Origin of the sequence: Pseudoalteromonas sp. SR45-6 (assembly GCF_014163545.1) — a bacterium.
GTDB lineage: Bacteria > Pseudomonadota > Gammaproteobacteria > Enterobacterales > Alteromonadaceae > Pseudoalteromonas > Pseudoalteromonas rhizosphaerae.
This window is the reverse complement of sequence record NZ_JACJDM010000045.1, coordinates 16,841-40,713: the sequence shown is the minus strand read 5'-3', so window position 1 is coordinate 40,713 and position 23,873 is coordinate 16,841. Positions and strand designations below refer to the sequence as shown.

The 23,873-nt window shown below is 40.9% G+C and carries 23 protein-coding genes and 2 tRNA genes; 7 read left to right on the top strand and 18 right to left on the bottom strand.

Annotated features, from left to right (window positions below; genetic code table 11):
* Positions 1 to 103: 103 nt before the first annotated feature.
* Positions 104 to 188 (bottom strand) — tRNA-Tyr (locus H5158_RS17040).
* A 49-nt stretch (positions 189 to 237) separates the two neighbouring features.
* A tRNA-Tyr gene (locus H5158_RS17035) sits at positions 238 to 322 on the bottom strand.
* 112 nt (positions 323 to 434) lie between these two features.
* Between H5158_RS17035 and H5158_RS17030 the strand changes: the two genes are divergently transcribed.
* The 3 genes from H5158_RS17030 to H5158_RS17020 all read left to right on the top strand — a co-directional run bounded on the left by H5158_RS17030 (position 435) and on the right by H5158_RS17020 (position 2,569).
* Positions 435 to 956, top strand: a complete 522-nt coding sequence (locus tag H5158_RS17030; protein ID WP_145241410.1) for a VC2046/SO_2500 family protein — start codon at positions 435 to 437, stop codon at positions 954 to 956.
* 159 nt (positions 957 to 1,115) lie between these two features.
* The gene (locus H5158_RS17025) at positions 1,116 to 1,418 is read left to right on the top strand and encodes a DUF6172 family protein (protein ID WP_145241408.1); all 303 of its coding nucleotides are present in this window, start codon (positions 1,116 to 1,118) and stop codon (positions 1,416 to 1,418) included.
* Positions 1,419 to 1,624: 206 nt separating this feature from the next.
* Positions 1,625 to 2,569, top strand: a complete 945-nt coding sequence (locus H5158_RS17020; RefSeq protein WP_145241406.1) for a general glycosylation pathway protein — start codon at positions 1,625 to 1,627, stop codon at positions 2,567 to 2,569.
* A 45-nt stretch (positions 2,570 to 2,614) separates the two neighbouring features.
* Here H5158_RS17020 and H5158_RS17015 read toward each other — a convergent pair whose 3' ends face one another.
* Positions 2,615 to 4,234 (bottom strand): M28 family metallopeptidase, encoded by a 1,620-nt coding sequence (locus tag H5158_RS17015; RefSeq protein ID WP_182740490.1) that lies wholly within the window; start codon positions 4,232 to 4,234, stop codon positions 2,615 to 2,617.
* 233 nt (positions 4,235 to 4,467) lie between these two features.
* Positions 4,468 to 4,707, bottom strand: coding sequence for an RNA-binding protein (locus H5158_RS17010; protein WP_145241401.1), 240 nt, complete (start codon positions 4,705 to 4,707; stop codon positions 4,468 to 4,470).
* A 200-nt stretch (positions 4,708 to 4,907) separates the two neighbouring features.
* Here H5158_RS17010 and H5158_RS17005 point away from each other — a divergent pair, with 200 nt between their 5' ends.
* Positions 4,908 to 5,618: a hypothetical protein gene (locus tag H5158_RS17005; protein WP_182718131.1), complete on the top strand. Its 711-nt coding sequence runs from the start codon at positions 4,908 to 4,910 to the stop codon at positions 5,616 to 5,618.
* Between the two features lie 162 nt (positions 5,619 to 5,780).
* Here the strand turns inward: H5158_RS17005 and lipA are convergent, their stop codons facing one another.
* The 13 genes from lipA to leuS all read right to left on the bottom strand — a co-directional run bounded on the left by lipA (position 5,781) and on the right by leuS (position 18,549).
* Positions 5,781 to 6,746 (bottom strand): lipoyl synthase, encoded by a 966-nt coding sequence (gene lipA, locus H5158_RS17000; protein WP_145240533.1) that lies wholly within the window; start codon positions 6,744 to 6,746, stop codon positions 5,781 to 5,783.
* A complete protein-coding gene (gene lipB / locus H5158_RS16995; protein ID WP_145240535.1) occupies positions 6,743 to 7,396 on the bottom strand; it encodes a lipoyl(octanoyl) transferase LipB in 654 nt (217 codons plus the stop codon). The genes lipA and lipB overlap by 4 nt, the downstream gene beginning before the upstream one ends.
* Before the next feature lie 19 nt (positions 7,397 to 7,415).
* Positions 7,416 to 7,694 (bottom strand): DUF493 family protein YbeD, encoded by a 279-nt coding sequence (ybeD, locus tag H5158_RS16990; protein WP_145240537.1) that lies wholly within the window; start codon positions 7,692 to 7,694, stop codon positions 7,416 to 7,418.
* A 222-nt stretch (positions 7,695 to 7,916) separates the two neighbouring features.
* Entirely contained in the window at positions 7,917 to 9,077 is a 1,161-nt protein-coding gene (locus tag H5158_RS16985; RefSeq protein ID WP_149980736.1) for a serine hydrolase, read from the bottom strand.
* Between the two features lie 54 nt (positions 9,078 to 9,131).
* Positions 9,132 to 9,905 (bottom strand): septal ring lytic transglycosylase RlpA family protein, encoded by a 774-nt coding sequence (locus H5158_RS16980; RefSeq protein ID WP_182718130.1) that lies wholly within the window; start codon positions 9,903 to 9,905, stop codon positions 9,132 to 9,134.
* Positions 9,905 to 11,011 carry a rod shape-determining protein RodA gene (gene rodA / locus H5158_RS16975; protein ID WP_182718129.1) on the bottom strand — a complete coding sequence of 369 codons (1,107 nt, stop codon included), beginning with the start codon at positions 11,009 to 11,011 and terminating at the stop codon, positions 9,905 to 9,907. The genes H5158_RS16980 and rodA overlap by 1 nt, the downstream gene beginning before the upstream one ends.
* Complete coding sequence (gene mrdA, locus H5158_RS16970) at positions 11,008 to 12,876, bottom strand: penicillin-binding protein 2 (RefSeq protein ID WP_182740489.1); 1,869 nt, start codon at positions 12,874 to 12,876, stop codon at positions 11,008 to 11,010. The genes rodA and mrdA overlap by 4 nt, the downstream gene beginning before the upstream one ends.
* Before the next feature lie 9 nt (positions 12,877 to 12,885).
* Positions 12,886 to 13,356 carry a 23S rRNA (pseudouridine(1915)-N(3))-methyltransferase RlmH gene (gene rlmH / locus H5158_RS16965; protein WP_145240546.1) on the bottom strand — a complete coding sequence of 157 codons (471 nt, stop codon included), beginning with the start codon at positions 13,354 to 13,356 and terminating at the stop codon, positions 12,886 to 12,888.
* 47 nt (positions 13,357 to 13,403) lie between these two features.
* Positions 13,404 to 13,721: a ribosome silencing factor gene (gene rsfS / locus H5158_RS16960; RefSeq protein WP_145240548.1), complete on the bottom strand. Its 318-nt coding sequence runs from the start codon at positions 13,719 to 13,721 to the stop codon at positions 13,404 to 13,406.
* A 53-nt stretch (positions 13,722 to 13,774) separates the two neighbouring features.
* Positions 13,775 to 14,410, bottom strand: coding sequence for a nicotinate-nucleotide adenylyltransferase (gene nadD / locus H5158_RS16955; RefSeq protein WP_182740492.1), 636 nt, complete (start codon positions 14,408 to 14,410; stop codon positions 13,775 to 13,777).
* Between the two features lie 16 nt (positions 14,411 to 14,426).
* Positions 14,427 to 15,464, bottom strand: coding sequence for a DNA polymerase III subunit delta (gene holA / locus H5158_RS16950; protein ID WP_182740488.1), 1,038 nt, complete (start codon positions 15,462 to 15,464; stop codon positions 14,427 to 14,429).
* Entirely contained in the window at positions 15,464 to 15,958 is a 495-nt protein-coding gene (lptE, locus tag H5158_RS16945) for an LPS assembly lipoprotein LptE (RefSeq protein WP_145240554.1), read from the bottom strand. Before lptE ends, holA begins: the two co-directional genes overlap by 1 nt.
* A gap of 2 nt (positions 15,959 to 15,960) precedes the next feature.
* Positions 15,961 to 18,549: a leucine--tRNA ligase gene (gene leuS, locus H5158_RS16940; protein WP_145240556.1), complete on the bottom strand. Its 2,589-nt coding sequence runs from the start codon at positions 18,547 to 18,549 to the stop codon at positions 15,961 to 15,963.
* Positions 18,550 to 18,724: 175 nt separating this feature from the next.
* On the opposite strand from leuS, the gene H5158_RS16935 reads away from it, so the two are divergent.
* The 3 genes from H5158_RS16935 (at position 18,725) to H5158_RS16925 (ending at position 22,152) form a co-directional block, all read left to right on the top strand.
* Positions 18,725 to 19,183: a zinc ribbon-containing protein gene (locus tag H5158_RS16935; RefSeq protein ID WP_145240558.1), complete on the top strand. Its 459-nt coding sequence runs from the start codon at positions 18,725 to 18,727 to the stop codon at positions 19,181 to 19,183.
* A gap of 81 nt (positions 19,184 to 19,264) precedes the next feature.
* Positions 19,265 to 21,673, top strand: a complete 2,409-nt coding sequence (locus H5158_RS16930) for a Lon protease family protein (RefSeq protein ID WP_182740487.1) — start codon at positions 19,265 to 19,267, stop codon at positions 21,671 to 21,673.
* A 2-nt stretch (positions 21,674 to 21,675) separates the two neighbouring features.
* A complete protein-coding gene (locus H5158_RS16925) occupies positions 21,676 to 22,152 on the top strand; it encodes an FKBP-type peptidyl-prolyl cis-trans isomerase (RefSeq protein WP_149980730.1) in 477 nt (158 codons plus the stop codon).
* A 45-nt stretch (positions 22,153 to 22,197) separates the two neighbouring features.
* Here H5158_RS16925 and H5158_RS16920 read toward each other — a convergent pair whose 3' ends face one another.
* Entirely contained in the window at positions 22,198 to 23,637 is a 1,440-nt protein-coding gene (locus tag H5158_RS16920) for a sugar porter family MFS transporter (protein ID WP_220491345.1), read from the bottom strand.
* Positions 23,638 to 23,873 lie beyond the last annotated feature (236 nt).

The window sequence follows — 23,873 nt, the reverse complement described above, 5'->3', positions numbered from 1 at the left end:
GATAAAGTTACCGAGAATAAAGTTAGCGAGAATAAAGTTAGAGAGAATAAAGTTAGCGAGAATAAAGTTCGAAGAATGAAGTTTTGCTGATAGATAAGAAAAGTGGTGGAGGGAGCTGGATTCGAACCAGCGAAGGCTGAGCCGTCAGATTTACAGTCTGATCCCTTTGGCCGCTCGGGAACCCCTCCACACTAATTTTGTCGCATTTGGCCCCACTTAACTTAGCGGTAAGAAAAGTGGTGGAGGGAGCTGGATTCGAACCAGCGAAGGCTGAGCCGTCAGATTTACAGTCTGATCCCTTTGGCCGCTCGGGAACCCCTCCAATGCAACGGCGCTGATAATAGCAAAGTGAGCATTTAAGTAAAGAAAAAAGCTAAAGAAATATTAAATAAAGCCGATAAATATCTATTACTAACTGCAATCGGCTAAAGTCTATGCAAATCGATGATTTGTTAATCACAGAGAGTCAACTTAACAATCGTCTTGCCAAAAGTGTCTCAGAACACCGTCGTGGCGAGTTTGCATTATTATTGGCAATGCTTTCTCATGACGTGTTAGATTTTAGTCAATTTCATCTCCCTAAAACCCCATTTGATGCACATGCTTCAACACCAACTGAAGCGCAATTACGTGAACAATTAGGGGCAGGGCCTGAGCAAGCATTGGCTCCAGATGAATTTGATATGCTCATTGGCCAACATAATGCACAGCTATTACAACAAGGCAGCATGGCAGATATTCGTTTACGCTCGTGCCTTGCGCCGGAACCATTAGTGATCAGGGATGATAAAAACCATATTCCACTAATGGTGATTGATAATTGCGAACTTGTCGTGCGAAAGCGTCATTTAGATAAAGAAACACAGCTGGATCATCCGCAAATGGATGCGGCTGCATTTTACGATAGCCTTAATAATGCTGAGCTTCATCAACCCTTACACCTTGCCCAAGCGTGATATTAAGCTGTAATAATTATCGGTAAAAATATTTTATTTATTTTAGTGTAAAAAAAGCATCCACAAACTAAATGCAATTGCTATAATGACCCCAAATGGCATTTCCAATTTACTTGGTATTATTGCCATCATCATTAAATCAAGGTAATTAGGAACGTAATGAAGAAAACATTCACGCTGAATCACGAGAAAATCAAATACCCTCGCATGGTAGATGCTGCAAAGCATGAAGTAAAAAAGTATTTGAAAAGAGAGCGTAACAAAACGTTGCCAATTGATGCTGATTACTGGGCATTTGATTGTAAATTTGGTAACACTGCTGAAGATGCCCAAGTGGTGCACGTTGCTGAAATTAGCAACTCAATCAGCGAAATTGAAAAACAAGGCTTAGAGTCGTTTTATGTTGAAATCATTGCTAGAGCTGCACAACGTCAAGTGCAAGACTCTGATGATGAAATTTAAAAGTAATTGATTTAATGAAAGAATGGGCTAAGTAGCCCATTTTTTGTGCTTGCAAAAAAGTAAGTCCAGCACTTTATTTTGCACCTGGTTGGTGCGAAATAGATTTTTTATTTTATTTAAATAATACAACTAATTGATTTATAAGTTTTTGTAAAGTTGGTTCTGTAATTGCTATTACTTTTAATTATGCAGTTAGGAGCAAACACATGGCAAGAATGAGTTATATCAGTAGCGTCGAACGTTACCAAGAATACCAAACCGTGATCCACGACTTACTTGACTCAGTGCTAGCAAGCTTAGAAGACGGTGTTAAAAAACAACAAGATAATCGTTACTTAATCGCTCAATACCCATTTTTAGAATTACAATACTGTTTAGATAAAAATGGCGTGCAGCTAGGTAATAATGTCTGCTTTAAACGTCAGTATATGAAAACCTTAAATAATCGTGGCGATTCACAGGATTTGAGTGAAAGGCCGTATTTTCAAGGTATCCAACAGCAGCAACATACTCGTTTTACGCCGCCCTATATTTCGATCGCGACCAATCACTTATGTATTTCAGCAATAAAATCGTTACATGCTTCATATGGCGAAAATCGCTATTTAGTGATTGATGTATGTCTAACGCAATTAATCGAATTTATTATGGGGGATCGTACTCGCGCCACGATGACGCCATTTTTTAAAGCGGGTTATGGCATTATTGTCAGTTGCTTATTTATCTTAGTGTTATTTTTGCTTGGTCGGGTGTTTGGTGATATTTATAGCTTACTGTTTGTCCGCTCTATAGAAAATGATCCGCTCGAACCGTTTACGATCATCATTTTTATCACCCTCGCATTAGCAATATTTGATTTAGGTAAAACGATTCTCGAAGAAGAAATTTTAATGCATAAAGATATCTTTAGGCACAGTTCAACGCGGCGCACTATCACACGGTTTATTTCAACTATTTTAATTGCAGTGTCTATTGAAGCGTTATTAACGATGTTTAAGGCAGCGCTGGGGCAGTCGCAGTATTTATTACCGGCAATTTATATGATGTTGGCGGTTGTAGGGCTATTGATTGCGCTGGCTATTTATGTGTATTTAGGGGCAAAAGCCGAAACCTTATTATTGAGCGCACAACGCAATAAGAAAGGGCATTAATAAAAATGGGGTAGGCGATGAATGCCTACCCCAACTCAACTTAGTTTATTCTGCGCGGTCTTGGGCGCGACGAGTTTTAAAATCTGAATCGGCTTGCCATTTTGGCCAATCACCGTTGTTTGCCAATTGTGATGCGATATCAACAATTAACTCGATGTCTTGTTTTACACCACCTAATGACCACTGAGCAGAGTAATCATCAGCTTCTTTATGGTATTTATGAGCAATATAATCTGGATCTGTATCACCTAAACTCATAAACAGTAAACCAGGTACGCCTTGTTTAGCTAGTGAGAAGTGATCTGAACGGAAGAATAGGCCGTTTTGTGGCACGGGATCCATTTTTACATGACGGCCTTGTTTGCTTGCGGCTTTGCTAAGGTAGTCTTCCATTTGTGATAAGCCTTTGCCGTATTGCAGTATGTAATCGGTGCCATCTAGCACATTCATACCATCAATATTTAACAGAGCGACCATCTGCTTGGTAGGGATAAGTTCGCCACTGGCAAATTGCTCTGAGCCAATTAACCCTGTTTCTTCGGCGGTAAAGTTCGCAAAAATAATCGAGCGCTTAAACGGTTTTTGTTTATGCATGTTACTTAATATACGAGCGATTTCAATTGTGGCAGCACTGCCTGAGGCATTATCAACTGCACCATTATAAATTTTTGGCCCGCTATCAGTTTGCTTAGTGCCAAAATGATCCCAATGTGCGCTGACCACAATATATTCATCAGGCGCTTCACTGCCCGTTAATTGCGCAACAACATTGTGTGATTTAGCGTGTGACACTTCGTTTTTAAATGCAAGGTTTGCTGTTAAATTAAGCGCAGTAGCTTTAAAGTCGTCGTTAAGTGCTTGTTGCTTTAATTGTTGATAGCTCAAGTTTGCTGATTTAAATAGCTGCTCGGTTGCATCGAGTGTTAGCCAACCCATAACCGGTAGTTCTGATGCGTTTAGGTTGTTATCCATCAAGGTATATTTTGTGCCTGTATTTGAGCTTTCAACTACGCCCCAAGGATATGCAGCTGGCGCTGTTTCGTGCACAATAAATACTGCGGCTGCGCCTTGGCGAGCGGCTTCTTCGTATTTGTAAGTCCAGCGACCGTAGTAGGTCATAGCGTTGCCGGTAAATAGCGCATCGTTTTGCGTAGCAAACCCAGGATCATTTACTAACACAACAACCGTTTTACCCGTTACATCAATATTCTTATAATCATTCCAATTATACTCGGGCGCATTAATGCCATAACCAACAAATACTACCTCTGAATCACGAACATCAATAAGTGGCTGTAATTGCTTCGTTCGCGCCGTAAAATCTTTACCAGCGGTAAAGCTCAAGTCGCCAATTTTTAATTGCATGTTTTGATCAGCGGTTACCATCGCCATTTTTACCGGCTGTAAAAACTTATCATTATATGCACCAGTTAATCCAAGCGCTTGGTATTGGTCACTTAAGTAACCCACAGTTTTTACTTCACCGCGCGTTAATGGACCGCGTCCTTCAAATTCGTCTGAGGCAAGGGTTTTAATATGTTGTTTAATATTGCTTAAATTTACACTGGTTGTATTGTCAAGCGTCGTTTGTTCTTGAGCAGGCTCTGAACAGCCAGTTAAGCCCAATAATAAAGTTACACTGAGCGATTTAAAAAGAGGAGTCATAATTGCAGGTTTTTAAGGATACATACTGTGACTATATGGGGTGTCGGTTTTGCTGTCTAGTTTTTTGCCATGAAGCGCAGATATTTTTATAAAATACAATTAGTTGATTTTGGGTACTATGATTTAGGGGCTGAATTAAATTTCGTTGGGTGAAAGGGACTGGCGCAGAAGTTGTGTGAAAAAAAGCTAAAAGCCAGCGAAGAGTGCTGGCCTTTTGCAACAAAATAACACGTTTAAGCGTCAGCTTTCTTTACGCGGATCTTGCTTTTATCAACAGTACTTTGATTCAATGCTTTTATTGCTACAGCAGCTTCTGCATCGTTTGGCATTTCTACAAAGGCAAAGCCTTTCGATTGGCCGGTTTCTTTATCTAGTACTAAATTACAATCGGCTACTTTACCGTGTTCAGTAAAAAGTACGCGGATTTCATGTTCAGTGATAGTGCGTGATAAGTTTCTAACTAATAGTTTCATAAAGAACCATGTTTTAAAAATAACAGGGGTGATTGTCTCAAGGAAAAGCCGTTTGACCTAATGATTAATTACAAACCGCAAAAATAGTTTTTGGCTGATAGCCAAAGAATAAAGTAGGTTCCTTTTTTGGGGGGGAATAGTTAAAGCATAAGAATAGTTAGCCGATAACAACTTAGCTATAAAAAAAACAAGGACGTAATATGCAAGTTAACTCGAAAGATACATATCCACTATTGCAACCTACTTCAAACAGTTCGGTGGTCGAAATCAACACGCCAGTGAATAGTAAAGAGCAATTAAAAAGTGAAATGGAGCGCCTAGCGAAGGACATCTATCATAAAGGGCAGTTTAAAGAGCCTGATGCAACATACTATAAGCCTGTAAATAAAGATGCCAATATATTAAGACCTATTGAAGAGGTTATGTATGATATTGGAGTCGCTACAGTTCATTTGTATATGCCTGGTGGTGATGTCCCTAAAGCAGTTGAGAAGATGCTTTCACCCTATGATAGCGTTATGGCTGAATTAAGGAGTGAACAGCCTTCCTTAGCAAATAAAAGTTGGGGTATTTCTATCAATGAGTCAGGTGAGCTTACAGTAACGGGTTCTCTTAATGATGATGAAAAGGCAATCATTGCAGAAAAACTAAATAGTAATGAAGAGCTAGTCACTGCCGTTAATGATTTTAAGTCTAATTATTTAAAGTATATTAAGATGGAGCCTAGAGGCTGGGGTAATTATGACGTAAATGAAAGTAATTTTGCGGACGTCTTTGATTTTAGAGAAATGTTAGAAAGCTCAAGGAGTAGCGAAGAGTTTAAAGCAACGTGGGATTATGAAACAAATTGGCTTAAGTTGAACGATAATGTTTCAGCACAATTGAGAAGCAATGCTTCGAAACGAAAATAAACGTTGAAAAATATATGCTAAAAATTTTTACAACAACTAAGAAGAAATGCTCTTAAAATTAACTTTAAGGGTTTAGCATGAAAGGTAAGACCATTAATATAACAAAAAAGCCGTTAGTGATTTAATCCATTACTAACGGCTTTTTCAATTCTGTAAAAATGATTACTTCACTTCTTTACCCGCAGCTTGTTGATCAGCATGGTAGCTTGAACGAACAAATGGGCCTGATGCGGCATGAGTAAAGCCAATTTCATCAGCGTACTCTTTAAGCGCGTCAAACTCTGCTGGTGGCACGTAGCGTTTTACAGGTAAGTGATGCTTTGATGGCTGTAGGTATTGGCCAACCGTTAGCATATCGACATTATGCGCGCGTAAATCACGCAGTACTTCTTCGATTTCGCTAATTTCTTCGCCAAGACCAACCATTAGACCTGATTTAGTTTTCACTTCAGGGTGTGCTTCTTTAAAGCGACGCAGTAATTCTAATGACCATTTGTAGTCAGCACCTGGGCGCGCAAGTTTATATAAACGCGGTGCAGTTTCAAGGTTATGATTGAATACATCTGGTGGCGTTTCTATTAAGATTTCAAGCGCTCGGTCCATGCGACCACGAAAATCAGGCACTAAAATTTCGATGGTGATTTTTGGGTTATACTTACGAATTTCACGAATACAATCAGCAAAATGTTGTGCGCCGCCATCACGTAAATCATCACGATCCACAGAGGTGATCACCACATAGCTTAACTTCATATCGCGAATAGTAAGAGCCAACTTCTCAGGCTCTGCGGCGTCTGGTGTTAACGGACGGCCATGGGCAACATCACAAAATGGGCAACGACGAGTACAAATTGCGCCTAAAATCATAAAAGTTGCTGTACCGTGATTAAAGCATTCTGATAAGTTAGGGCAAGAGGCTTCTTCACACACTGAATGCAGTCCGTGCTTACGCATGGCTTGTTTAATGCCGTCGATCCGCTCAGTTGATTTAGGTAAGCGAATTTTTAGCCACTCTGGCTTGCGTAACATTTCGTTTTTTTCAGTGGGTAATACTTTTACTGGGATCAACGCCATTTTTTCAGCGTCGCGTAGTTTTACCCCTGGTTCCATCTTGACTGGTTTATTCATTCGTTTTCAAACCCTTCAGTATACTTAACCTGTGTCGCATTAAGTTTTTTAATCATATGTTTTACGAGCCCAGCACCTGCTTGCGCAAGGTTTTCTGGGCCGTTCAAGTCGGTTGTTTGCACCATGTTCATACCGGCGTAACCACATGGGTTGATACGTAAAAACGGGCTCATGTCCATGTTTACATTCAATGCTAGACCATGAAAAGAGCAGCCACGGCGAACACGAAGTCCTAATGATGCTATTTTGCTATCGTTAACATAAACCCCCGGGGCATCTGCTTTTGCGTAGGCTTTAATACCGTAATCATTGAGTGTATCGATAATACACTCTTCAAGCCATGTGACCAATTCTCGTACGCCAATTTTCAAGCGACGTAAGTTAAATAATACGTACATCATTTGCTGGCCCGGTCCGTGATAGGTTACTTGACCACCTCGGTCAACCTTGATCACTTCTATATCTCCAGGTGCAAGTAGGTGTTCATCTTTACCTGCTTGGCCTTGCGTAAATACTGGCTCATGTTCAACGAGCCATATTTCATCCGCATCATGCTCAGTTCGAACATCAGTATAGTTTTGCATTTGTTGCCAAATTGGCATGTAACGCTGTTTACCAAGTTGACGGACGATTAAGGTATTTTCGCTCACAGCTTACTCCGCTTAGCGTTTAAAGCATGTGTCGTACGTCATCAATCGCACTGATCACGTTATAAATTTCTTCAATATGAGTGCCGCTGGTCACGGTAACGACTAAGCTAACTGACTCATAATTACCTTTGCTGCTAGGTTTAACTTTTGGAGCGTAGTCGCCAGGGGCAATAGGTTGTAACTTAGTTAGAATTTGGTCAGTTAAGTTGACGTTTGCCAACCCCATTACTCTAAATGTAAAAGGGCAAGGGTATTCTAAATATTCATCAAATTTAGTATTTTTTACCGGTGTAGCCACGACGTTGACTCCTCATACTTATATGTGTGTTTAGTATTTATTACCAAACAATAAACCGATTAGATAACCTGTTCTCGACCTTTATAACAATTGAATTAATCGCTTACATAAGACAATTGGTATTCTGGTTATTTGCGGGTTAGATATGAGGCGCATTCTACCATCTTTAAAGCAAAAAAAAACGCCTTGCTTTGCAAGGCGCTTATATTATTTGGTAGCGTTTTACATTATTTGTAAACGTAGGTAATCATAAATTTTACTAAAGAAGCTACCTTCTTCAACTTCTTCAAGCGTTACCAGAGGATACTGAGCAATTACTTCGCCTTCAAGTTGTAAAGATAAAGTACCTACGGTAGAGCCTTTCGCTAATGGTGCCTCTAAAACTTTATCAAGTTTAAAGTCGGCTTTTAAATTTTTACGTTGGCCGCGTGGAATAGTGATCGGCGTATCAACTAAAATGCCTAACGATACATTTTCTTTGTTACCCATCCAAATACGTTGTTCGGCAAAACTGTCGCCGGCTTTGTAAGGTGTGATTGTTTCAAAAAAACGAAAACCATAGTTAAGTAATTTTTTACTTTCTACTTTACGTGCACGTTCACTCGAAGTACCCATAACCACGGCGATTAAACGCATATCATCTTTAGTCGCTGAACTTACTAAGCTGTAACCTGCTTCCGATGTATGACCGGTTTTTATACCATCAACGTTTAAGCTTTCATCCCATAACAGTGAGTTACGGTTGTATTGCTTAATGCCGTTAAAAGTAAATGATTTTTGTGAGTAAACCGCATACTCGTCAGGCACATCACGAATAAGTGCTGCACCTAAGGTGGCCATATCTCGAGGGGTTGTGAAGTGTTCGTTGGTATCTAAACCATGGCTGTTAATGAAGTGGCTGTTACTCATACCTAATTTCTCAGCATGGGCATTCATTAAGTCTGCAAATGCGCTTTCGCTACCGGCAATATGTTCTGCCATTGCTACGCAAGCATCATTACCTGACTGGATAATAATACCGTGGTTTAAATCGTTAACACTAATTTGCTTACCCACTTCGATGAACATTTTCGAAGATTCAGGAAAGTTTTTAGCCCACGCTTTTTCGCTTACCGTAACCATATCTGTTGGCGCTATATTGCCTGCTTTGATTTCGGTACCAATGACGTAGCTGGTCATCATTTTAGTTAAACTGGCAGGTGCTAGGCGAGTATCAGCTTCACCCTCGGCAATAACTTTACCAGTGGTGAAATCAACAAGAAAATAACCTTTTGCATTAACTTGAGGCGGTGCAGGGATGATTTGGGCGGTCGCAGAAAAAACGGCAGCAGAGCAAACTACGCCACATACACCGCTAATAATTTTGGATTTAATAGATTTCATCATACTCATTAATGGTTAAAGTTAAAGATTCGCGTTTACCTCATTCTAAAGGTGTTATTCACTATAAAGCAAGAACGCGTTTTGAAATTGATCCTGTTTTAGTTTTTCAAGTACTTGCTGAGCTTGCTCAGCATTTTTAATTGGCCCTAAACGCAGCCTATAAATAGCATCTTTTTCCACAATATTAGTGGGTAATTGATATTGCTGGCGTAAAGTGTACGCTAATGCTTCAATATTTTTTAAGGTACTGCCTGCAGCGACTTGAATATAACTCAAACGCGCAGTCGAATCGGCCATTGTAATAGCTTCAAGCTTAACCTTGGCTGTACCATGATGATAGTAACCAAGTTTATACGCTGCTGCATAGGATAAATCGATTAAGCGATCATCATGAAATGGGCCACGATCATTTACACGGACAATCACAGATTTGCCATTACTGGTGTTGGTTACTTTTACAAAGCTAGGCAAGGGTAACGTTTTATGAGCTGCAGTCATCGCAAACATATCGTAGACTTCGCCATTTGAGGTGTGATAACCATGAAATTTACGGCCATACCATGAAGCGATACCTTCTTCGCTATAACCAGTTTCATCTAGCATCGGAGTATAGTTTTTGCCGTTAACTGTGTAAGCGCGCCCAGCACTGGCACTTTTGCTAACCTCTGTGACTATGGCATCTTGCATTTCTAATTCAGTGGGTACTCTCAGTGGTGCAGAATCATGGCGCATACTATACCGGTCACTGTGATTTATACCTGAAGAGCTACAGGCACTTAAAAAAACCACTAACCACAAACAGCTGAATAATTTTAAACAGTAGCGCATTATTTTAACAGCATCCTTTTATCAGTTGCGATAGACATAATAATGCCAAACCCGGCCATTAAAGTGACCATCGACGTACCGCCATAACTTATCAATGGCAATGGTACACCCACCACAGGTAGTAACCCTGATACCATGCCAATATTTACAAATACATAAACAAAAAAAGTCAGCGTGAGTGCCCCTGCCAGTAATTTACCAAATGCATCTTGAGCATTAACTGCGATATACAAACCGCGACCAATAATAAATAAATACATGGACAATAAAACACATACACCAAAAAGGCCAAATTCCTCACTAAGTACTGAAAAGATAAAATCAGTATGGCGTTCAGGTAAAAACTCTAATTGTGATTGCGTGCCTTGCAGCCAACCTTTACCTTCAATACCACCAGAGCCGATAGCTATTTTTGATTGGATAATATGATAACCAGAGCCAAGAGGATCGCTTTCTGGATTGAACAAAGTTAGTACCCGCTGTTTTTGATAGTCATGCATACCGTAATGCCAAAAAGGCCATGCAGCTAAAGCAACCAAAGCGCTTAAAAAGCCGATTAATCGCCAGCTTAAACCAGACAAAAATAATACAAAGATCCCTGAACTGGCAATTAAGATGGAGGTACCTAAGTCGGGCTGTTCTTTGATCAGGAGTGTGGGAACCATAACAATGGTAAAACCAACAACTAAGTGCAGTGCTCTTGGCGGCAAATGATTACGGCCAATATACCAAGCCACCATCATAGGCACGGCTATTTTCATTAATTCAGCAGGTTGAAAGCGGGTAATGCCTAAATCTAACCAGCGCTGAGCGCCTTTGGAGCTGACGCCAAATAACAGCACCCCAACCAGCATCATTAACCCAACACAATATAAAGGAATAACTAAACGCTTTAAGGTCGCGGGTGAAAATTGCGCTAAAATAATCATACCTAAAACAGCGCCGCCCATCCTAGTAATATGACGGATCATCATTGCAGGGTCTTGACCACTGGCGCTATAAACAACGGTTACACTGCCTGCCATCATTAATAGCAATGCCAGCAGTAGCGGCAAGTCAAGATGCATACGCATCCAGATTGAACGGCCATCATGCAAACTGGTCATGGTGTGTTATTCCTAGCAAGATTAACGGGATTTGCGGCAAAGTAGTAATCCATTAGTTGGCGAGCAATTTGCACACCGCCATGATTGTTTTCTAGAACAACAGAAACAACGATTCTGGGATCCTCATAAGGTGCAAAGCCTACATAGATAGTGTTATCACGTTGACGCTCTTTGAGGGATTTTGCATCGTATCGCTCACCTTGAGCAATACTGACTATTTGTGCGGTGCCTGTTTTACCTGCTGAATCGTAATTTGTTCCTTTAAATGCTCTGTGTGCAGTACCTGAGGTTTTTTGAACTGTGTTATGCATAGCATCTAATGCGACCTGCCAATGGCGAGGATCTTTTAAAATAACGGGTGGCTTTTCTTCATTATTGATCTGTGTGACGTCATTGTCTTTTTTCACAACTTGTACTAAGTGTGGTGGGTGGTTAATGCCACGATTTACTAATATATTCATCGCGTTTGCGATTTGTAGGGGAGTTGCGGTCCAATAACCTTGGCCAATGCCAACAGAGATAGTATCGCCACGCCACCATGATTCTTTAAAACGGCCTTCTTTCCATTCTTTTGATGGCAAAATAGCCGTGGTTTCTTCATGAATATCAATACCGGTTAAATCACCGTAGCCAAACTGTGCCATAAAATCACTGATTTTGGTGATCCCTAATCGATAAGAAACATCATAAAAATAGGTATCACAAGACTCTTCAATGGCTTTGTAAACATCAACATGGCCATGGCCCCAACGTTTCCAATCTCGCCACTTATGATCAACATTCGGAATTTGGAAGAAACCAGGATCCCACATTGACGTTTGCTCGGTAACGAGACCTTCTTCAAGGGCCAGAACAGCCATGTGAGGTTTTACCGTCGATGCTGGCGCATAACGCCCTTGTGTGGTTCGATTGATTAGAGGTCGGTCAGGATTTAATAAGGCTTTGTAGTTTTTACTGCTAATGCCGTGAACAAATAAGTTCGGATCATAACTGGGATTAGAATACAGCGCTAACACGCCTCCGTCTTTGGCGTCCATGACGATCACAGCGCCACGCATATCTTTAAGTGCATGTTGGGCAATTTGCTGCAAGCCAACATCAAGAGTAAGAACAAGATCATTACCCGGCTGCGGAGGAGTCATACTTAAGGTGCGAATGACGCGACCACGATTATTGACTTCAACCCGCTGTGAACCTACTTGGCCATGCAGCAGTTGTTCATAATATTTCTCAATACCGAGTTTACCAATATCATGGGTTGCACGGTAATTAGTACCTTGCTCTTGTGCTTCGAGCTGAGCCAGTTCTTTTTTATTGAGTTTAGCAACATACCCTAACGCATGAGTTAGGGTATCTGCAAACGGGTAGTAGCGTGCCAAACGTGCTTCGATACTAAACCCTGGGAATTTATGCTGATTGACCGAAAAACGGGCCACTTCTTGTTCGTTTAAACGTGCTTTTAATACTTGACTCTTAAAGCGACGGTTATGTTTTATATCATCAAGAAAATCGTTTTTTTGTTGCTCTGAAATATCAATAAATTTTGTCAGTGCTGACAGTGATGCATCAAGATCGTCAACTTCTTCAGGAATAACTTCTAAATTGTAAACAGGCTTATTTTCAGCGAGCAACACACCATTGCGGTCATAAATAAGGCCTCGGTTAGGAGCAATAGGAATAACTTTAATGCGATTGTCGTTAGAACGTGTTTGATAATCTTGGTGATCATCAACTTGAATGGTATATAAATTGGAAAGTAAAACCGCGACTAAAATAGTAACAAATACAAACCCCACAAAGGCGCGACGAGCAAATAGGTTAGCTTCTGCTGAGTGGTCTCTAATTGTGGGTCTGTGTTTGCGCATGAGTAAATGTTACTCGCGGTGATACGGGTGGTTATTGTTTAAGCTCCAGCCTCTATATAGACTTTCAGCAACAATAATACGCACCAATGGATGTGGTAGGGTCAAATTTGATAATGACCATTTTTGCTCTGAGGCAGCAATACATTCTGGTGCTAAGCCTTCAGGGCCGCCAATTAGCAAACTTACATCGCGGCCATCCAGTTGCCACTTCTCCATGTCTTTTGCTAATTGGTGAGTATCAAGCGCTTTGCCTGTTACCTCAAGCGTAACAATACGATTGCCTTTAGGGATAGCGGCTAAGGTTTTTTCGCCTTCAATATGCAAAATACGTTTAATATCTGCATTTTTACCACGTTTACCTGCGGGAATTTCAATTAACTCCAGCGCCATATCTTTTGGAAAGCGGCGCTGATATTGTGCAAAACCCGTTTCTACCCACGCTGGCATTTTGGTGCCAACGGCAATCATCTGTATTTTCACGTGTTACATCCAAACTCGATTAAAATTAGTGAGCTGTTAGCTTGATATTAGCTCCATAGTTTTTCGAGGTCGTAATAGCTACGTGCTTGATCTTGCATTACGTGTACGATTACATCGCCTAAATCAACCAGTGCCCATTCACCATCGCTTTGGCCTTCATACCCTAGAGGCTCTTGACCTGCGTGACGAGCTTCTTTTGCTAAATGATCAGCAATTGACAATACATGACGTTTCGAAGTACCAGAGCACACGACCATAAAATCGGTGATGTCTGAGCTTGCGCTTACATCAATATTAACCACATCACGTGCTTTCATATCGTCAATTTTGTCTATTGCAAAGGCGAGTAGTTGTTTCGTATCCAAGGTGTTATCTCATTTAAAAGTGAATAGCTGTTATTTTATCACGCAACTGGTATTTATTCATCACTTAGATAAAGTTGCTGTGATTGAATATACTGACTCACGCCAGTAGGAAGAAGTTCATTGTAATCTATGCCATTTTTAATCGCCTTGCGAATATCGCTTGAGGCAATAGCCATTTCTTCGCCAGCTAAAAAATATAATTTTCCACCAGCTTGCGTTGTAAGCTCTGCGCTATTGCTACATTCTGCGGCTTGTTGGTATGCGAGTAACTCGCCATGGGCAGTGAATTTTAGGCCCGGGCGTTGAAATACCACAATATGACAAAGCTGAGTAATTGTTTGCCACTCAAACCATTTATCTAAGTTATTAAACGAATCCATGCCAATTAAAAATAATAATGGTTGATCTGGAAATTGTATGCGGATCTCTTGCAGGCTTAATAATGAATATGACGGGCCACTGCGATTGAGTTCGCGTAAATCGAGTTGAAAATATGGGTAAGGTGCAATCGCAGCATTGAGCATTGTGATGCGATGCTGCGTACTTATCCCAGGTGCAGTCTTATGAGCTGGAATAGCACATGGCATAAAGTATAAAGTTGTTAAATTGAAATGCTCGACACAATGCTTAGCCATATTGATATGGCCTAAATGAACGGGGTCAAAAGTCCCACCAAACAGTGCAATCATCATAAACGCCTAATAATTAGTTGAGCGGATGCGCAGGCAAAGGAAACGTCAATGGTTGGCAAAATACTAAACAAATATGTGCTAATGCTTGATACGGTTTGACTAAATTACCTTGCTTATAACTGGCATCAAATTGTGCGAGCAACTGGGTGATTTGCTCTAAAGTATGTATCGACAAACGATTAAGTGCTTGTTGAATCGGCCCTTGCTGATTTTTCCAGATGGCTTTTTGTTTAAATAGCGTTGCCAGTTGTTCACCTTGTTGTAAGCCTAATTGTAGGCTTAGTAAGGTATTTGCTTCTTTAGTAATGGTCCATAAGATACTCACAGCTTCAGTGTTATCGCCAGCGAGTTTATTTAATACTTTAATTGCTTGGTGACTATTACCTTGTAGCAGTGCATCACTTAAATCAAAAATATCAAACTTGGCTTGATTAAGTAGGCCTTGTAAAACCTGCTGTTGATCGATCATAGCAGTGCCATGCAATAACGACAGCTTTTCGAGCTCTTGAAAACACGCTAACAAATTACCTTCAGTAGCATCAATTAGGGTGCGTTTGGCATCTGCTTGCATATTGATTTTTAAGCGCTGGCACTGCTCATCAAGCCAACGGCTTAAATGATTGCCGGTCAGGGGGTAGCAGGGTACAAATACGCCCAGTTTATCTAACGACTTAAACCAAGCACTGCGCTGAATATCTTGACTGGCCTTGGCCCCTTTTACAATAAGTACGGTGTCGGGGTTGTTTAGTGCTACGAGCTGTTTAAACGTTTGGCTACCAACAATACCTGGCTTTTGAAAATTAAGGTCTAGCTCGATTAAAGTACGAGCACTAAATAACGACATACTTTGATATTGCGCTATTAGCTCTTGCCAATCAAAACCGGGCATTAAGGTAAATTTAACAACCTCATCAAAACCTTGCTGTTTCGCAATCTGACGAATTTGTTGAGCGCATTGTGCTACTTGAAAGGGTTCTTCACCAAATACTAAATAAAAAGGCTGTAAGCCTTTTTTTAATTCATTGGGTAATTGATTCGCATAACAGCGCATTATAGTTGCGACAGCTCTCTAACAATACGACGACTAGCTTGCATGCGAATTTCATTCAATAGCAACTCTAACTCTTTTGCTTTTGCTAAAGCGTTATCAGGGTCGTCTTGATAATTACGATAAAGCTCAAAACGTTGTTCAATTGCTTCTTTGCCAGGGCGCTTGAGTAAGTAGCGAACACTATAAGCTAACTCGTACTCGGCAACCTGACCATTTTTAAATAATGATAAGGTTTGACGTTCAAGACGATCTTTATATAAATACAGCTGAGCGACGTTTTTCTTAGGCGTGTCGAGTAACTCAACTTTGCTCAATGTGAGTTCTTTGCCAAGCATCGCAAATAACGCTGATTTTTCATCATCACCGTTTAAAGTTAAGGTGGCCAAGTCATCAGGCAGACTTGAGGCTTTTTTAAGGTGAAAGCCGCAGCTAGATAACAAAAAACAGACTAGCGCTAAGGCTAGTCCGTTTTTAATGGCATGAATAGCAGCCATAATTAGTTAGCAACCACGTTAAGTAGTTTACCTGGTACGTAAATAACCTTACGGATTGTTACGCCATCAGTGAACTTAGATACGTTAGGTTCAGCAAATGCTAGTGCTTCTACTTGCTCTTTAGTAGCATCGGCTGGCACCGTTAATTTTGCGCGTAGTTTACCGTTAACTTGCACGATGATCAGTTTTTCATCTTCAACAAGGGCAGACTCATCAACTACGGGCCAAGACGCATCTAAAATATCGCCTTCTTTACCCAATTCTTGCCACAATTGATGTGACAAATGCGGCGTAATTGGTGCAAGCATAATTAGCAGCGCTTCAAGCGCTTCGTTGGCAATCGCTACATCTTGTTTGTCAGCTAAAGGTGCTTTTAACAATTTGTTTGAGATTTCCATGATTGCCGCAATGGCAGTGTTGAATGTTTGACGACGTTCAACATCATCAGTCACTTTTGCAATTGCTTTGTGCAGCTCACGACGAAGCACTTTTTGCTCGTTGTTTAATGCTGATTTGTCTAATGCTTGGAAACCAACAGTGTTTACATCAACCGCATATTTCCATACACGTTTAATGAAACGATGTGCCCCTTCAACACCTGAATCAGACCATTCAAGCGTTTGCTCTGGTGGTGCGGTAAACATCATAAATAAACGTACCGTATCAGCGCCGTATTGAGCGATAACTTGTTGCGGGTCGATACCGTTATTTTTTGATTTAGACATTTTGCTCATGCCTGATGAGAATACTGGCTCGCCGTCAACTTTATGCCATGCTTTAGTCACGCGGCCTTTGTCGTCGGTTTCAGTATTTACATCACTAGGGGAAATCCAAATGTCGCCACCTTTTTCATCTTTACGATAAAATGTTTCGGCAAGTACCATGCCTTGGCATAATAAGCGGTCAAATGGCTCATCTGAATTAACTAAGCCAAAATCACGTAATAATTTATGGAAAAAGCGCGAGTACAATAAATGTAAAATAGCGTGCTCAATACCACCAATGTATTGGTTTACTGGTAACCAGTAGTTTGCCGCAGCTGGATCTAACATACCTTTGTCATGGCGTGGACTACAGTAACGTGCGTAGTACCAAGATGATTCCATAAACGTATCAAAGGTGTCAGTTTCATGAAACGCAGGAGCGCCATTAACCGTGGTTTTAGCCCATTGTGGATCTGCTTTGATTGGCGATGTTACACCGTTCATTACCACGTCTTCTGGTAAGCGCACCGGCAGCATATCTTCAGTCGCAGCAAGTTCGTTACCGTTTTCATCGCTTAACATTGGGATTGGTGAACCCCAATAACGCTGACGGCTAACACCCCAATCACGTAAACGGAAGTTTACTTTACGCTCACCAACACCCAGTGCTTCAAGTTTGTCGGCAATAGCCTTAAATGCGCCATCAAAATCAAGGCCATCAAATTCAGCTGAATTTACCAGCACACCTTTTTCAGTGAATGCCGCTTCATTTAGGTTTACTTCAAGATCTGAACCTGCGACAGGTGCAATGACTTGTTTGATGTCTAAACCGTAAGCGGTAGCAAATTCAAAGTCCCGTTGGTCGTGCGCGGGTACGGCCATTACAGCACCTGAGCCGTAATGCATTAATACAAAGTTGGCAACCCAAATTGGTACTTGCTCACCGGTAAGTGGGTGAGTAGCAAAAAAGCCCGTTGCGATGCCTTTTTTCTCCATCGTCGCCATATCTGCTTCAGCTACTTTGGTGTTTTTGCATTCATCAACAAAGCGTGCCACAGCGTCGCTATTTTTAGCTGCTTCTTGTGCGATAGGGTGTCCGCCTGCAACAGCAACATAAGTCACACCCATAAAGGTATCAGGGCGAGTGGTATAAACACTGAATGTTTCGTTGTTATCGGTGCGTTTAAACTCAATATCTAACCCTTCAGAGCGACCAATCCAGTTGCGCTGCATGGTTTTAACTTGCTCTGGCCAATCTTCTAACTTGTCTAAGTCGTCAAGTAGCTCTTGCGCGTAGTCAGTGATTTTAATAAACCACTGTGGAATTTCTTTTTGTTCAACTACAGCACCTGAACGCCAACCGCGACCATCAATAACTTGCTCGTTAGCAAGTACTGTTTGGTCTACTGGATCCCAGTTTACCGTTGACATTTTTTTGTACACTAGGCCTTTTTCGTAAAGCTTAGTGAAGAACCACTGTTCCCATTTGTAATATTCTGGATGGCAAGTTGCGATCTCACGATCCCAGTCATAACCAAAACCTAATTGCTTAAGTTGGGTACGCATGTAATCGATGTTCTCGTAGGTCCATTTTGCTGGCGCAGTTTTATTTTTAATTGCCGCATTTTCAGCCGGTAGACCAAACGCGTCCCAACCCATAGGTTGCATTACGTTTTTGCCTTGCAAGCGTTGGAAACGAGAAACAACATCACCAATCGTGTAGTTACGCACATGACCCATGTGGAGTCGGCCGCTTGGGTAAGGGAACATAGAAAGGCAATAATACTTTTCTTTGCTCTCGTCTTCAGTGGCTTTAAATACTTGGTTTTCTTCCCAGTAGGCTTGGACTTTTGACTCTATGTCTTGCGGGTTATATTGCTCTTGCATCTACGGTTCCAGACTTCTTGCAAACTAATAAAAAATTGCCGTTAGGATACCCCAAAAAAAGCACTAATCACAGCGTCAAATCAGTGGATTTTATATGAAATTAGTTTTCAGGGCAGGTTAACCTATACTTGTGTAAGGTATAGGTTCGCTAAACACAGTTCTGAAGGAGTAAACAATGGCTGATTATAAGACGTGGTTAACAGATTTGAGCACATGGTTGAAAGACGTAAAAGATCATGAGCTAAAAGATGCGATGGATAAGTTTATTGAATCTGAACAAGCGCTAAAAGATTTAGGACAAGAAAAATTAACTTTATACAGTGAATATTTAAAGCGCGATATTGAACACATCCAAGAGCACGATCAACACTATGGTTCCCTTGCATGGCAAGAGCTTAAAGAGTCTTTGTGGTTTGAACTTTCACATATCGAAGACAAAACTCAACTTGAGTGGCAAGCATTAAATCAAGATTTTAAGCACAATGGGGTATATCACCAAGGCGAATGGATAGCCATGGGCACATTAGTATGTAAGAATTGCCAATATAGTTATGATATTTACCACGCTACGCAAATTACAGCGTGTTCGCAATGTGATGGTATCTACTTTAGCCGCAAGGCACTACAACCTTAAATAGTTAGTGAACAGTGCCTTTTAGTGCACTGATGCCACCTTACAAAATCAACGAATATGTTGGTATAAAAAGAAGTTAGAATGACGAAGAAACTGCTGCCTTTATCTGTGTCGGCCCTTGCGCCGACAATTTCACTTAATCATGTACAAACGTGCATGAACAATCCATATCCTGAAACCTTGACTTTCATCGGTCAACAGCGGGCGCAAAGTGCGCTTGATTTCTCGTTAGGGATGGAATTACCTGGTTACAATGTGTATGTAATGGGGGAGGCCGCGCATGGTCGGTTTACCTTAGTCAAAGATAAACTTCAAGCACACAGCAAAGGCCGGCCAACACCAAATGAGTGGTTATACGTTAATAATTATGACGACCACCGCGAGCCTATCGCAATGTTTTTACAAGCAGGTCAAAGTAAACAGTTAGCTGATGATATTGACTCATTTATTGATGAAGTACTCGACACCTTTCCTGCAGCGTTTGATAACCCAGCGTACCAGCGTAAAAAGAAAAAAATCGACCGTGAATTTAACGACGCTTACGATAGCGCAATTACTGCTGTGGAAATTGCCGCGCTTGAGCAAAGTGTTGCCTTAATTGAAGAAAAAAGTGTGGTTGGATTTGCCCCGCTGATTGATGGCAAACAACTAAGCGATGCTGAATTTGCTGAGCTTGATGATGAATTGCGTGAACAATTTTATGAAGTAATTGAAAAACTCGAAGATGCACTCATTGAGGCACTGATTGAGTTGCCTCGTTGGAAACGTGAATCATCTGAAAAACTCCGTAATTTAAAAAAATCCACCGCAGAGCTGGCTACTAAGCCATTACTAAAAGATCTTGAACATAAATATGCTGCGCACATTGGAGTATTACGCTATCTAAAAGACATCCGCGTGGAAATTATTGATGCGGTACTTGAGTGGCTCGATGATGAAGATGTTAGCGACGAAAACAAAGAAGATTTTGACCGTAAAGGGATGCTTACCGACTTTTTTGCACCTAATATTTTAGTTGAATTTAAAGAAGGTGATGCTGCCCCTGTGGTGTATGAGCCAAATCCTACCTTTGGTAATATTTTTGGCAAAATTGAATATGCTACTTCACAAGGCTCATTGATCACCAGTTATCGATCGATTCAGCCGGGGGCACTGCATCGCGCTAACGGTGGTTATTTGATTATGGACGCTGAAAAAGTGATGGCTAATCCACAAGTGTGGGATGGTTTAAAGCTGTCATTAAAAACTCATCAAATCAAAAATGATTTACCGTATCAAGATAGTGCTGTTGGCAGTAGCTTTACCTTGCGTCCACAGTTGATCCCGCTTGATGTAAAAATTATTTTACTCGGCTCGCGTGAGTTGTATTACACCATCGGTGAATATGACGAAGAGTTTGCTGAGCTGTTTAGAGTGTTAGCCGATTTTGATTATTACCTGCCAAGCAGTGATAAATTACAGTATCAATTTATCACTAAAGTGATTGAGTACTGTGAGCAGACGCTAAAGTGTAGTCTAACTGAGTCAGCGATGGCACGATTACTGAAATTTAGCTACCGCCAAGCAGAACATCACAATAAGCTTTCAGCTCGTTTTGCTGATGTGTTAGAGCTAGTGGCAGAAGCCAGCTTTTATACCAAGCAAGATAACTTAACTTTAATTGATACCCATCATATTGATGAAGCGATTGAAGGCAAGCAATATCGTACTGGGCAAATTAGCGAAAATATGCTCAGCGATATCAAAGAAGGGCATACCTTAATTGCCACCGACGGTCATGCTGTAGGTAAAGTAAACGGTTTAACAGTATTACACATTGGCGATACTTCTTTTGGTACTCCGGCACGGATCACCGCCACGGTTTACGCTGGTGCGGATGGGGTAATTGACGTTGAGCGCGAAGCTGAGCTGGGTAAAGCCATTCACTCCAAAGGTGTCATGCTACTGACGGGCTATTTAGGTAATAAATATGCGCAGCAATTTAGTTTAACGCTCAGTGCTAATATCGCCATTGAACAAAGTTATGGCTACATTGATGGCGACAGTGCGTCATTAGCTGAGTTGTGTGCGCTTATTTCTGCAATTACTAGCTTACCTATTAGCCAGTCAATTGCACTGACTGGTTCAATTAACCAGCACGGTGACGTGCAAGCCATTGGCGGTGTAAACGAAAAAATTGAAGGGTTTTTTAAGCTTTGCAAAATGCGTGGTTTAACGTCTGCGCAAGGAGTAATAATTCCTAAATCAAATCAAGTAAACTTAGTGCTTGATGACGAGATCCTCAATGCAGTAGAGCTTGGCAAGTTTCATATTTATGCAGTTGAAACGGTTGACCAAGCGCTTAATTTACTGATGGATATTGCAGCAGGCGAGTTGAGCGACGGGCAATATCCTGAAAACTCAGTTAACGGCATTGCCTTAGCCCGTTTAAGTGAAATTGCAGATATCGTTAATGGCGATAACGACGAAAAAGAACACGAGAAAGAATAATCATGATCAACATTATTTTGGCGATTATCATCGCCATTTTATGCTTTTTGATTTTTCAAAATAGCAAAAAAGTAAAGCAACAAGCGGTCGCTAATGCGCAAATCGAAGCCGACTTTTTAGTGGCAAACAGCAAGGTTGAAGGGGTTATTGAGACCGCATCTGGTCTGCAATATAAAGTTGTTAGCAGCAGTGGTAGTGAGGCAAGACCAAGCCCAACTAGCATGGTGAATGTGCATTATCACGGTACTTTGCTAGATGGCAGTGTATTTGACAGTTCTGTTGAGCGTAATAGCCCAATCAGTTTTGGTTTAAATCAGGTAATAAAAGGCTGGACTGAAGGCTTGCAACTGATGAGTGAAGGCGATAAATACACCTTTTATATCCCTCATCAATTAGCTTACGGTGAAAAACGTGTTGGCAGTATTCCTCCAGCCTCTTTACTTATATTTGAAGTTGAATTACTTAAAGTAGAGTCTTAGTTGAAAAAATGGCGAAATAAATACATTCGCCATTTTAAACAACTTTTACATGGCTTCTAGCTTGATACCACGTGTTTCTTTTATATATTTAACAATAAAAAATACGCTAATAAAGGCCGAAATAGCATAAAACCCATAGGCACCAGCTAAACCAATACTACCGAGCATAATCGGGAAGGTCATGGTAATTGTAAAGTTGGCAAGCCATTGCGCACTTGCTGCAACAGCTAAAGCAGCCCCTCGAATACGATTATTGAACATTTCGCCTAATAGTACCCATACAACAGGTCCCCAGCTTAAGCCAAAAAATACCACAAAGAGATTAGCCATGATAAGTGCAAACGTGCCCATACTGTCAGTTAATGCAAGTTTACCTGCCGCATCGAGGCCTGCGCTACCAAAGGTATAAGTTAATGCACTTAAACTAATAAACATACCAATACTACCTACTAGTAATAATGGTTTTCTGCCTACTTTATCGATAAGCGCAATTGCTATAAAAGTAGATAAAATATTGGTAGTACCCGCTAATACATTGATGAATAAAGATTGTGATTCATCAAAACCCGCTGCTTGCCAAAGCTCAGAGCCGTAATAAAAGACCACATTAATGCCTACAAATTGCTGAAAAACAGACAAAGCGATACCAACCCATACGATTGGGTGTATTTTCTTTTTACCGTCAATAAATAAGTCACGAATACTTGGTTTTTTATCGCCATGAAGTGACTGCTTAACATCGTTTATTTGTGATTGGGCATCATCATTGGATATTTTTTTAAATACAGCTTTGGCTTTTTCTAATTGGCCTTGGGCAACTAAATAACGCGGCGACTCTGGTATAAATAATACTCCCAACAGAAATAATCCTGCAGGTACAAGTTCTGCCCAAAACATCCAGCGCCAAGCCGCCAGCTCAAGAATAAAAATACCTTCAGCGCCGTTTGCCGCCGAAGCGATCAGGTAATTACTTAAAAAAGCAGCAAATAAGCCAAGTACAATCGCTAATTGTTGCAGTGTTGCTAATCGTCCACGCAAAGCCGCAGGTGCGACTTCAGCAATGTAAGCGGGTGCCAATACAGATGCAGCGCCAATACCGAGACCACCAAATAGACGATAAAAAATAAATTCAGCGGAGCTGTCTGCAATGCCTGAACCAAACGCGCTAATGGCAAATATTACTGCAGTGATGATCATAATTGAGCGGCGACCAAATTTATCAGCAAGCGGGCCCGCAATCAGCGCACCAAGAGCACAACCCAGTAAAACCGACGCAACATTAAACCCTGTTGCGACGCTGCTTGAGTTAAATGTTTTGCCAAGCGCCGACACAGTTCCGTTGATAACCCCGGAGTCAAAGCCAAATAAAAAGCCACCAATTGCTGCAACGCCAGATATAAATATAACGTAAAGTAGAGAATCGGTGTTTGTTGATAAAGAGTGATTCGGGCTATTAATCTTGCCCGACGATAAAGGTGTTGTCATGGTGATATACCTGGTTATTGTTGTAACGAATTATATAGTAGTGTGAGGCGACGCATATTTTAACATGATTTTATCGGGGCTGACTCTTTCATAACTAATATTAAAGTTATTATTAAGCACTTCGAGTAGACCTTTAACGTCGCCAGTTTTGAACATGCCTGCAACGTGTACTTGCTTCAAACGTTCGTCATCAGTATGTATAGCTATAGTGGCTCAAAGTTATGTTGCAGTCTTTG

Coding starts and splice junctions, on each gene's coding strand:
- lptE (WP_145240554.1), bottom strand. CDS start 15,958: ATGGCTGCTATTCATGCCATTAAAAACGGACTAGCCTTAGCGCTAGTC.
- rodA (WP_182718129.1), bottom strand. CDS start 11,011: ATGACCAGTTTGCATGATGGCCGTTCAATCTGGATGCGTATGCATCTT.
- H5158_RS17005 (WP_182718131.1), top strand. CDS start 4,908: ATGCAAGTTAACTCGAAAGATACATATCCACTATTGCAACCTACTTCA.
- H5158_RS16985 (WP_149980736.1), bottom strand. CDS start 9,077: ATGAAATCTATTAAATCCAAAATTATTAGCGGTGTATGTGGCGTAGTT.
- H5158_RS16930 (WP_182740487.1), top strand. CDS start 19,265: ATGACGAAGAAACTGCTGCCTTTATCTGTGTCGGCCCTTGCGCCGACA.
- nadD (WP_182740492.1), bottom strand. CDS start 14,410: ATGATTGCACTGTTTGGTGGGACTTTTGACCCCGTTCATTTAGGCCAT.
- H5158_RS16935 (WP_145240558.1), top strand. CDS start 18,725: ATGGCTGATTATAAGACGTGGTTAACAGATTTGAGCACATGGTTGAAA.
- lipA (WP_145240533.1), bottom strand. CDS start 6,746: ATGAATAAACCAGTCAAGATGGAACCAGGGGTAAAACTACGCGACGCT.
- H5158_RS17020 (WP_145241406.1), top strand. CDS start 1,625: ATGGCAAGAATGAGTTATATCAGTAGCGTCGAACGTTACCAAGAATAC.
- H5158_RS17015 (WP_182740490.1), bottom strand. CDS start 4,234: ATGACTCCTCTTTTTAAATCGCTCAGTGTAACTTTATTATTGGGCTTA.
- leuS (WP_145240556.1), bottom strand. CDS start 18,549: ATGCAAGAGCAATATAACCCGCAAGACATAGAGTCAAAAGTCCAAGCC.
- H5158_RS17010 (WP_145241401.1), bottom strand. CDS start 4,707: ATGAAACTATTAGTTAGAAACTTATCACGCACTATCACTGAACATGAA.
- holA (WP_182740488.1), bottom strand. CDS start 15,464: ATGCGCTGTTATGCGAATCAATTACCCAATGAATTAAAAAAAGGCTTA.
- H5158_RS17030 (WP_145241410.1), top strand. CDS start 435: ATGCAAATCGATGATTTGTTAATCACAGAGAGTCAACTTAACAATCGT.
- mrdA (WP_182740489.1), bottom strand. CDS start 12,876: ATGCGCAAACACAGACCCACAATTAGAGACCACTCAGCAGAAGCTAAC.
- H5158_RS17025 (WP_145241408.1), top strand. CDS start 1,116: ATGAAGAAAACATTCACGCTGAATCACGAGAAAATCAAATACCCTCGC.
- H5158_RS16925 (WP_149980730.1), top strand. CDS start 21,676: ATGATCAACATTATTTTGGCGATTATCATCGCCATTTTATGCTTTTTG.
- H5158_RS16980 (WP_182718130.1), bottom strand. CDS start 9,905: ATGCGCTACTGTTTAAAATTATTCAGCTGTTTGTGGTTAGTGGTTTTT.
- H5158_RS16920 (WP_220491345.1), bottom strand. CDS start 23,637: ATGACAACACCTTTATCGTCGGGCAAGATTAATAGCCCGAATCACTCT.